Annotated in this window: 6 protein-coding genes; 4 read left to right on the forward strand and 2 right to left on the reverse strand. The window is 56.6% G+C overall.

Annotated elements, in window-relative coordinates; translation table 11 throughout:
• Positions 1 to 128 precede the first annotated feature (128 nt).
• Positions 129 to 728: a hypothetical protein gene (locus Q363_RS29490; RefSeq protein ID WP_084080904.1), complete on the reverse strand. Its 600-nt coding sequence runs from the start codon at positions 726 to 728 to the stop codon at positions 129 to 131.
• 364 nt (positions 729 to 1092) lie between these two features.
• Here Q363_RS29490 and Q363_RS29500 point away from each other — a divergent pair, with 364 nt between their 5' ends.
• Genes Q363_RS29500 through Q363_RS29515 form a run of 4 tightly spaced genes read left to right on the forward strand, consistent with a single transcriptional unit; the run spans position 1093 to position 5866 of the window.
• A complete protein-coding gene (locus Q363_RS29500) occupies positions 1093 to 1449 on the forward strand; it encodes a YtcA family lipoprotein (RefSeq protein WP_084080905.1) in 357 nt (118 codons plus the stop codon).
• Positions 1450 to 1451: 2 nt separating this feature from the next.
• Entirely contained in the window at positions 1452 to 2495 is a 1044-nt protein-coding gene (gene mdtN / locus Q363_RS29505; protein WP_035357847.1) for a multidrug transporter subunit MdtN, read from the forward strand.
• Entirely contained in the window at positions 2476 to 4347 is a 1872-nt protein-coding gene (locus tag Q363_RS29510) for an FUSC family protein (RefSeq protein ID WP_051979515.1), read from the forward strand. Before mdtN ends, Q363_RS29510 begins: the two co-directional genes overlap by 20 nt.
• A complete protein-coding gene (locus Q363_RS29515) occupies positions 4340 to 5866 on the forward strand; it encodes a TolC family protein (RefSeq protein WP_035357850.1) in 1527 nt (508 codons plus the stop codon). The genes Q363_RS29510 and Q363_RS29515 overlap by 8 nt, the downstream gene beginning before the upstream one ends.
• A gap of 509 nt (positions 5867 to 6375) precedes the next feature.
• Here Q363_RS29515 and Q363_RS29520 read toward each other — a convergent pair.
• Positions 6376 to 6561: a hypothetical protein gene (locus tag Q363_RS29520; RefSeq protein ID WP_245632553.1), complete on the reverse strand. Its 186-nt coding sequence runs from the start codon at positions 6559 to 6561 to the stop codon at positions 6376 to 6378.
• Positions 6562 to 6795 lie beyond the last annotated feature (234 nt).

Genomic DNA, 6795 nt, shown 5'->3' on the forward strand with positions numbered 1-6795 from the left:
AATGCAACTTGCGGTATCGGCGACACGCCGCGAAGAGAAAAATAATCGCCGCACCCTACCAGAACTGTAGGTTCTAAAGCGGAGGCTCGGCTACGCTGATCGATACAAACTGACCTATCACGATGCCATTACGAAGCTGTTGGATGCGGCAGGGGAGTAGCACCCCTGCTGCGAGTGGCCTCCAGATTGAAAAGCTCCTGCAGCATAGCCTCGAACTCGGATCGATTAGGGCTGCCGTCATCTGCGATCTCTTGAACCTCGTATCTTCTTGCCAACTCGTCGCCGTCCGTCTCGATCGCGCGAGCGAGGCTATACATTGACTGGGCGAGATCCTCGATCGTGCGAAAGCTCACACTCATCTGTCCGGGAATGAATTCGATATTTGCGGGCAGGGAATCGACCTGTAGTGGTTCAACATCACGGCGAACAAGGGTGCGGAACTTCTTGCGTGAGACTCCCCCGCCCTGGGCACGGATGAGATCCAGTTCCGCAGAAGGATCATCCGCCTTATGGATGCGATCGAGGAAGTCAGCAAGTACTTGCCGTTCCACGAGCCGCGACCGGCCGATGGCTGTGGTTGGCAGCATCTCCAGTAAGAGTTGCGCGGTGCGGGGCTGTACGTGGAAGAGCGACTCGATGTCCTTACGCTCATAGTGGGAACGGACGGACAAGGCGACGGCTCGTCGGATTTCGTGTAGTCGAGTGAGCCATGAGATGGGTCGTGGCATCGTCGCTCCTTGGAAGATTCCTTCACGTAGATAGAGTTTAGGATGATTTCCAACGAAAAGGAAATAGCGGGGTGTATACGCAATTAACTCTCAGAGTTAGTAAGCGCCTTCACTTCCCTCTCGTGCAGACCACTCTTGATCTGGAGGACCAGAACGGTGCTTCAAGCTGGGCCCAGCAGCAGCGTAGCGCCATCACTTCTATTAGTCTAAAGCGAGCAAATTGTTATGTTAGGATGCACTCTATCGACACTGCATCGATCTTCGTATTCTCTTGGTCGCGCAATTCGATTTTCATGGATTTTTCCGTTCTTATCGAAGCAGTAATAGAGATCCCGCGGACATTTGGCCAAAATTGGGAAAGTGAATGAGCGCTAAGACTGAGCAGATTCTGACTCTTGAGAAGAGCTGGAGGTGCGAAAAATCAATCTCCAGGCAGATTTCCGTTACGCCCGTCCTCACCTCCCCTGCTCGGCTGCTGCTGTTGCTCGCTCAAACAGCCCTGCTTAGCGGTTGCAGCGGAGCTCCTTCGATGGCCATCGCCGGCGCGTATTTTCCGGCGTGGCTGGCCTGCGCTGTCGTCGGAGTGATAACAACTGTCATCGCACGAGGTCTTATGGCATCGACCCATCTGACCACGATTATCCCTTTCCAGCTTGCAGTGTGCTCGGCTATCGGCGTCTTGGTCGCGCTGGCTGTATGGCTCTCCTGGACGGTGCACTAACGATGGAAGCTCGGGGTATCAATAAACGCAAACCGCTGGGCATTCTCATTGCTCTGTTAATCATAGGCGCTGCTGTTGGGCTTGCTGTAAAGGTAGCCTCCCGTACAAAGCTTTCGACGGACGATGCCAGCATCGATGCGGAGGTCATTCACGTTGCCTCTGCGGTTGGTGGCCGGATTATCGAACTACCCATCCATGAGAATGAACTGATTCATCGGGGCGATCTTCTCTTACGAATCGATCCGGTGCCCTACCAGACCAACGTCGCCGCTGCAGAAGCGCAGCTCGCTCTCTCCCGCGCAACGCTGGAATCCAAGCGACGACTCGTCTCAGCGCAACGTTCGAACGCCGAGATCGCAAGCGAACAGACCCGCAGGGCGCAAACCAACCTTGAGCTATCGATGCGCACCGAGGAGCGCCTGAAGCCCCTCACTGCGAAGGGCTACGTCCCGAAGCAGCAGCTCGACCAGGCGGAGGTAGCGACGCAGAACGCCACAAGTTCTCTCACCGAAGCCAAAGAGCAGGAGACTGCTGCTCACCATCTGGTCGATGATGTCGCAGCCGCGGAAGCGGCCGTACGAGCCGCCGCGGCGGCGCTCACGAATGCGCGCAGAGCCTTGGAAGATACGGAGGTGCGCGCTCCACATGAAGGACGCATTGTTGGTCTCTCTGTTTCGACAGGAGAGATGGTCATACCATCGCAGTCGCTCTTCACGCTCATCAATACCGAGGAGTGGTTCGTATCGGCCAATTTTCGCGAGATCGATCTCAAGCGGGTGAAGCAGGGCGATTGCGTGACGGTTTACTCGATGATCGATCGCCATACTCCGATGAAAGGTATCGTCGATAGCATCGGATTCGGAGTCTTGTCGGAGGACCGCATCAACGTTCCAAGGTCGGTTCCCTATGTCGAGCCATCCCTCAACTGGGTGCGGGTAGCGCAGCGATTCCCCGTACGAATTCATCTGCAGGAGCCGCCCGAGCAGCTCGTACGCATTGGCGCTAGCGCCATCGCGGAGGTCGATCATGGCACCGCCTGTAGATGATGCATTGCCTCAAAATAACGCCTGGACCCTTCTTACGCGTTACTCTCCGGAACGGCTTTCGTTCGCGCTGAGGCTCGCCCTTATCTGTGCCCTCGTCGCTTTGGTTGCCGAGATCTACAAAACGCCCGAGATCGCTCTGACCACTTATGTAGTCTTCTTTCTCAACAAACCAGACCGTGTAGAGAGTATCGTTCTCTCGATCGCGTTCACGATCATCATCACCGTCATCGTCGGATTCCTGCTCGTAATCGCATCGCCCGTCCTCGCAAGCATTCCTCTGCGGGTAGGAGCCATGGCGGCAATCTCATTCACCCTCCTGTTCTTGGTATCTGCGAGCAGGCTCAAGCCGATCGGGTCAACTCTCACGCTAATCATTGCATACGCCTTGGATCTACTAGGCTCTGTTCCCCTTGGCGAACTGGTTACGAGAGCCTTCCTCTACACCTTGCTATTCGTCGCTATCCCTGCAGCAGTCTCCATTGTCATCAATCTCTTGTTCGGAGCCGCCCCTCGCAGCCTCGCGCAAAAAGACCTCGCAGCAAGGCTTTGTACAGCAGCAAAGGCTCTGCAAACCGACGAGGAATCGATCCGCGAATTGAAGCAGCTCCTCGCCGAAGGAGACGAAGAAACCCAGAAGGAACTCAAGCTCTCCTCCATCGAACACAGCAGCCGTCCAGAAGATCTCGACGCCCTCAAGGCCTCATCCGACGGCGTAGTTACAATCCTCTCCGCCGTCCAGCTCATGGTCACCGAACCTGACGCGCTTCCATCGTCGGAGACAAGATCGGCAATGCAGTCAACCCTCCTCCAGATGGCCGCGATCTTCGAGAAGGGCGGCTATCCGGCCCTCGTCGAACCGATTCCAGTAGAAGGCGGCTCCGCCGATCTCGTTTGTTCTTCCATTATGTTCTTCAACGCTGGCCTGAGCCAGTTCGGAGAACGCCGACCCTCCTCGAAGGAGAAAAAAGCCAAGTCAGGATTTTTCCTTCCCAATGCTTTCTCCAATCCAGAGCACGTGCAGTATGCGTTCAAGACAACCCTGGCAGCGATGACCTGCTACCTCATCTACTCCGTCCTGAACTGGCCCGGTATCCACACTGCCCTGATCACCTGCTTCATCGTGTCGCTCGGAACCGTCGCAGAAAGCGTAGAGAAGCTGCAGCTGCGAATCCTCGGCTGCATAGTAGGAACCGTTGCTGGACTCGGCGTCATGATCGGCATCATTCCCAGGACAACGGACATCGGACACTTGATGGTGGTTGTCTTCGCAGGAGCTTTCATCGGCGCATGGATAGCTGCCGGAAGCCCACGCATCTCCTACGCGGGATTGCAGTTTGCCTTCGCCTACTTTCTTTGCGTTATTCAGGGATCATCCCCAGCCTTCAACATGGTCGTCGCCCGCGATCGCGTCATCGGAATCTTTCTGGGAATCCTGGTCTCGTATCTCATCTCGACACGTCTCTGGCCGGCGAGCATCGCCCCGCACATCGATGAAGGGCTGAAGACAGCACAGAAGCAACTGCAAGAGATCGATCAACTTTCCAATCCATGGCAGCGTCGCCGCGTCGCCGCAGAGGCGCAGGCCCTCCTCCACAAGATCGAAACCGATATTCAGTTGGCTGGTTATGAACCTCCCTCCATTCGCCCCACAACGGCATGGCGGCGCGCGCGCAGGAACGCGGTGCGAGCCGCGCAGCGACTGGACATAGCCCTCTTCGCACGTTCTGAGCTGAAAGACCCTGGGGAAGAACCTGCAGCCGATAACGCCGCTTTATCGGAATTGTTAGACGTCAGGTCGCATTCGTTCCAGCTTGCATGGTCGAGAATCGACCAGTCGGAGGAACATGCATAACATCCACCTGAAAACAGCCTCAGTGCTACTTGCGCTATACGCCATCGCCGCGGAGGCGCAAAGTACATATTTGCCCATCGCCCCCTCGGCTCTGGTGTCTTCCGAACAAAGGCTCCCCACCCAATCTCCGCAGGAAGCGCCGCCCGCCGTCGGACAGAGCTACGCTCTCACACCGAATCCCTCCGCCGCCGTTCTGCCTAAACCCCACGTCGATCTCGACGCCGAGCACCCATACACCCTCCCCGAGCTGATCGATCTCGCGGAACGCGAACATCCGGAAACGCGAATCGCATGGGAGACCGCGCGCAACGCAGCTCTGACCGCCGGCATCGCCAGAAGCACCTACCTCCCGCGCATGTCCGCAAATGTCATCGGCGGCCATCAAGCGTCGTCCGGCAGTAGCAGCGCTTTTGGAGTCAACACGCAAGGGTCGGAGTCTGTTACCGGTTCTGTCTCCTCAGTCACACTCGCGTGGCTCTTATTCGACTTCGGCGCACGCAGGAATGCCGTGGACGCTGCCCAGAAGGTCTCGCTCGCCTCCAACATCCTCTTTACCGGAGTCCATCAGAAGATCATTCACGACGTATGCGTCGCATACTATCTCTATCTCGCCGCCTCCCGGCACACGGTCACCGCGGCAAAAGCGCTCCAGAATGCCCAGGAGATTCAGAAGGCCGCCGAAGAACGGTATCGCGGTGGAATCGGGACGGTACTGGAGTCGACCCAGACCCGCCAGGTGACTGCCCAGGCCCAGCTCGCCAGAATCCAGGCCGAAGGTGCAGAGCGGAATGCCTATGTCTCTCTCCTCGGAGCCATGGGTTTTTCTGCTCTTGAAAAGATCAAAATTGCTCCGCTGGAGCGGCACACATTCACCGACGACACGCGCCCTGCAGTCGAGCAGGTCGTCACCGACGCGCTCTCTCGTCGCGCGGACGTTCTCGCCGCCTATGCGGCAGAGCAGGCAAGCCAGGCCGCAGTCAAGGCGGCAGAGACCGCCTACCGCCCAAAGATCTTCCTCGCTGGCACAGGGGCCTACGTAAGCGGACAACTCGGACTCACAGCAATTCCCGCGATCGGCGAGCAGCAATTGCCGACGTTGAACATCACCGGCAATCACTGGAACTCGACCGTTCTTCTTGGACTATCAGTCCCGATCTTCGACGGCCACGCTAGAGCGAACGCGATCAGCGAAGCAAAGAATAACTCTGCCAAGGCCGCGGCAACACTGGACCAGACACGAATCGTGGCGATTCGCGAGATCGTAGGCGCACAAAACGCGCTGGAGACCAGTCTCGCCGCCGATGAAGCTGCCCGCACCCTGCAGGACGCCTCGCAGATCTCCTACGACGCTGCTCTCGATGCCTACAAGCATGATGTAGGAACCATTACAGCCGCCGTTGCCGCCCAGACCCAACTCTTGCAGGCCACACTCGCCTCAGACGACGCCTACAGCTCCACGCTTTCCGCTGCGGCCACACTCGCATTCGTTTCCGGAACACTTGTGACTGCGCCTCGATAACACAAAAAATAAGTGCACCTTGCCACGGTCTCTCCCAAAATTCGTCGTTTGCGTTGAGAAGACACTTACGACCATGGCGATCCGAAGTCAAGGCCCTCTCCGTCGCAATGACGAAGTCAGCCCTTGTTGACATTGGCAGAAATTACCGACGCAGAGGAGCGAGCAATGGATTAGTAAGGGGTTAGGTAGGAGGTGACAACCCATACCTAAATATTGATATACACCTAATTGCTAATGATGCCTGAAAGATGATGTGGGCTAACGGGTTATCGCAAATCTCAGCTGGCAACAACGGTAGAACTCATTGAATGCTGTTGAGTTCAGCTCCCAGGATTAGTAATGGGAAACGCTCATGTCGCCTTGAACGATTCTTGGTTGATGCAATGGGGCAAACCCAGCAACTCTGACATCGAGACGATCTGAGTCTCCTCGATCTCACAGCCAGCCTCTATCTTGACAACAAATGGTGGATGAGACTTTCTCTGTCTCATCCACCTAAAAGCCGGCGTTTACTCGTCGTCGGCCCCGTCGGAAGGATCATCGGCGGCCTCTATTTTCGAAAGCCGCTTCATGCTGATGGCGTGGATCTCGGCGATCCGGTGCTTGAAGGTAGTGCCCCCGACCTCGTCCTCTACCTCGCGATACCGCAATGTACCTTCAAGAGGGTCGGCCGTGATTCGTAAAAAATCCGCCACATCTCGGGGCAAGTCGATGATTTAGAATGAGAAACTAAACGCTTGTCGCCACGTTGACGGTAGTACGCGACAACCTTGGGTCACCCTGCATGACGACGAGGTTCAGCGCACGCGGCAACTCTAGCATGCGTTCAGGTGACGACAACCTGCATGACCAATATCCATGAGACGGCCTACCCGATCCTGCCGGCCGAACCGAGCGCGGCAGAACTGAAAGCGTCGTTTACACCGACC

It is taken from the genome of Edaphobacter aggregans DSM 19364 (assembly GCF_000745965.1).
GTDB classification, from domain to species: Bacteria; Acidobacteriota; Terriglobia; order Terriglobales; family Acidobacteriaceae; genus Edaphobacter; species Edaphobacter aggregans.

What these genes read in the sequence shown, in the direction of transcription:
- Q363_RS29500 (WP_084080905.1), top strand. Translation starts at nt 1,093, where the DNA reads ATGAGCGCTAAGACTGAGCAGATTCTGACTCTTGAGAAGAGCTGGAGG.
- Q363_RS29515 (WP_035357850.1), top strand. Translation starts at nt 4,340, where the DNA reads ATGCATAACATCCACCTGAAAACAGCCTCAGTGCTACTTGCGCTATAC.
- Q363_RS29510 (WP_051979515.1), top strand. Translation starts at nt 2,476, where the DNA reads ATGGCACCGCCTGTAGATGATGCATTGCCTCAAAATAACGCCTGGACC.
- mdtN (WP_035357847.1), top strand. Translation starts at nt 1,452, where the DNA reads ATGGAAGCTCGGGGTATCAATAAACGCAAACCGCTGGGCATTCTCATT.
- Q363_RS29490 (WP_084080904.1), bottom strand. Translation starts at nt 728, where the DNA reads ATGCCACGACCCATCTCATGGCTCACTCGACTACACGAAATCCGACGA.